Source organism: Nodosilinea sp. P-1105, from assembly GCF_012911975.1.
Taxonomy (GTDB): Bacteria; Cyanobacteriota; Cyanobacteriia; order Phormidesmidales; family Phormidesmidaceae; genus Nodosilinea.
The window spans coordinates 1-647 of the sequence record NZ_SMDQ01000187.1 but is presented as its reverse complement, the minus strand read 5'-3'; the positions used below and the strand labels follow the sequence as shown (position 1 = coordinate 647).

General features: G+C 55.3%; 1 protein-coding gene. It reads left to right on the top strand.

Annotation, left to right across the window (positions count from 1 at the left end; genetic code table 11):
• Positions 1-647 (top strand): IS1 family transposase (locus E1H13_RS26700; RefSeq protein ID WP_169617985.1); only part of this gene is annotated, 647 nt, incomplete at both ends.

Here is a 647-nt window from a genome sequence, read left to right as displayed (position 1 = left end):
ATGGCTATTGAGATGACCTGTCCGACCTGTGGGTCTCACGATATCTCCAAGAACGGCACCAGCCATCGGGGGAAGCAAAATTACAAGTGCCGGGACTGTGGCCGTCAATTCGTGGAGAATCCGCAATGGCAACCGAAGCCGAAGGAGACTAAGTCGTTGGTGAATCGGTTGTTAAACGAGAAGATCCCTCTAGCGGGCATTGCCCGGGCAACGGAGACATCGGAGAGTTGGGTGCAAGGTCAGGCCAATGCGACCTATGAGTCGGTACCCCAAACAGCGGAGGTTGTCCCCAAACCGAAAGGTCCGCTCAAAGCCCAGATGGATGAACTGTGGTCATTCGTCGATTCTAAAGGGAACACACAATGGGTTTGGCTGGCCCTTGATGCCGAGACCCGAGAGATCATCGGCTGCCACATCGGTGACCGTTCTCGGGAATCGGCGAGGGCGCTCTGGGAGTCCATTCCAGCGGTCTATCGCCAATGTGCCAAGGTGTATACAGATTTTTGGGAAGCCTATGTCACGGTCATTCCCAGCAAACGGCATGAGGCGGTCGGTAAAGATAGCGGCTTGACCAGTTACATCGAGCGTTTGAACAACACGTTGAGGCAGCGGGTGGCGCGACTGGTGAGAAAGACCCTGTCGTTCTC